Annotated in this window: 2 protein-coding genes; both read left to right on the forward strand. The window is 72.0% G+C overall.

All coding sequences use genetic code 11. The features are described 5' to 3' along the window. On the forward strand, window positions 1–483 hold a 483-nt coding region (locus tag MFF42_RS01570; RefSeq protein ID WP_238253985.1), incomplete at its 5' end, for an ABC transporter ATP-binding protein. A 223-nt stretch (window positions 484–706) separates the two neighbouring features. Continuing rightward, a partial coding sequence (locus MFF42_RS01575; RefSeq protein WP_306423464.1) for a sensor histidine kinase occupies window positions 707–2,253 on the forward strand: 1,547 nt, incomplete at its 3' end.

Here is a 2,253-nt window from a genome sequence, read left to right on the forward strand (position 1 = left end):
AGTTCGGCCACCCGCGCCGCGATCGAGGCGCGGGTGGCCGAACTCCTCGACATGCTCAAGCTGGCCGAGTTCCGCGACCGCTTCCCCAAGGACCTGTCCGGCGGCATGCGCCAGAGGGTGGCGATCGCCCGCGTTCTGGCGCTGGACAGCCCGGTGATGCTGATGGACGAGCCCTTCGGCGCCCTCGACGCCCTGACTCGCCGCTCGCTTCAGGACGAGCTGCTCCGCATCTGGGCGGCGACCGGCAAGACCATCGTGTTCGTCACCCACTCGATCGAGGAATCGATCTATCTGGCCGACCGCATCGTGGTGCTGACCTACCGCCCCGGCACGATCAAGCGCGACATCCGGGTCGAGCTGCCGCGCCCGCGCGACAGCGCCTCGGCCGCCTTCAACGCCCTGAAGCGCGACCTCTCGGCCCTCGTCACCGCCGAGCAGCACCGCTTCGAAGAGGTGGAGATGAAGGGGCTGACGACGGATTGAGCCTCGCCGCCGCGGCTTTCCAGGCCGCGGCGCGAGATCGGCCGCCGGCGTGCCGCTGGATTGCTTCGGCTTTGCCTCGCAATGACGGAGCATGCGTTGCCTTTCCGTCATTGCGAGCCGGCAGGCGAAGCAATCCAGAGCGCGACGCCGACATGTTAGGCTCCGAGCCCGCCCGCCATTCATTACGGCGGCGGCGCAAAGCCCCGTCTGATCCATGAGAGTGATCCCGTTCCCTCGCGCCAAGGCCGTGCGCGTCCTGCTCCTCGCCGCCCTCGCGGTCGCGGCTCTCCTCGTCGTGATCAAGGCGGGCGACGTGGCCGAGGACCGGGTGGCCGCGAGCCTCGCCGCCGACGCCCGCCAGCGGGCGGAGATCTACGCGCAGACCCTGGAGGGCGCGATCGAGCGCTTCGGCTTCCTGCCGGCGGCGGCCGCCCTCGACCCCCGGGTCCGGCAGGTGCTGGCCGCGCCCGACGACGCGGCGCAGGTCGCCACCGTCAACGCCTACCTCAAGCGGCTGAGCCGCGATGCGGGGGGCGGCGTCGTCTACCTGCTGATCCCCTCGGGCCTGACCATCGCCGCCTCGAACTGGGAAACGTCCCAGAGCTATGTCGGCCAGGATTTCTCCTACCGGCCCTACTTCACCGAAGCGCGGGCGGGGCGCACCGGGCGGTTCTACGCCATCGGCACCGTGACCGGGGTGCCCGGCTACTTCATCAGCGCCCCCGTCATCATCGACGGCGCGGTGCGCGGCGTGGTGGCGACCAAGGTCAGCCTCGATCCGCTGGAGGCGATCTGGCGCGAGGGCACCGACCGCGTGCTGGTCGCCGACGAGAACGGCATCGTCTTCCTCGCCTCCGACCCCGCCCTCAAGTTCCACGCGACGAAACCCCTCGACGAGGCCGCCCGCGCGCAGATGGCGCGCACGCGTCAGTACGGGCGCGAGACCTACCCGCCGATCGATCTCGGCCGGGCGGAGACGGTCGGCGGCGCGCCCCTGGTCGAGCATTCCGAGGTGGTGCCGCGCAGCCGCGCCCTGTTCGAGGAGAAAGCGGTGTCGGCCTATGGCTGGACGCTGCTGCTCTTCGCCGACGCCGCGCCGGTGGCCATCGCCGGGCGCAGCGCCCGCGTCGGCGCGATCCTGACGCTGGTCGTGCTCGGCCTGATCGGCCTCTACGGCAGCCAGCACCTGCGGCGGGTGCGCGAGAACCGCGCGGCGCAGCGCGAGCTGGAGGCCAAGGTCGCGGCCCGCACCGCCGACCTGAGCGCGGCCAATCTCAGGCTCGCGGGGGAGATCGAGGAGCGGACCCGTGCCGAGGGCGACCTGCGGGAGACCCAGGGCGAGCTGGTCCAGGCCGCCAAGATGGCCACGCTCGGCCAGATGGCGGCGGGCATCACCCACGAGCTGAACCAGCCGCTCGCCGCCCTGCGGGGGCTCGCCGACAACGCCTCGGCCTTCCTGCGCCAGGGACGGGAGGCGGAGGCCGCGGCCAACCTCGCCCGCATCGTCTCCCTGGTCGACCGGCTCGGCAAGATCACGGGCCAGCTGCGCAGCTTCTCCCGCCGCTCAGGGACGGAACGGGTCGCGGTCGATGTCGGCGTGGCCGTCTCGGAGAGCCTCGCGATCCTCTCCGCCCGCATCCGCGACGCGGGGGCGCGGGTGACGACCGATCTCGACCCGGCGGCGCAGTGGGTGGTGTTCGAGCCGATCCGCCTGTCGCAGGTGCTGATCAACCTCGTCGGCAACGCCCTCGACGCGGTCAAGGGCCGGCC

It is taken from the genome of Methylorubrum podarium (assembly GCF_022179745.1).
GTDB lineage: Bacteria > Pseudomonadota > Alphaproteobacteria > Rhizobiales > Beijerinckiaceae > Methylobacterium > Methylobacterium podarium.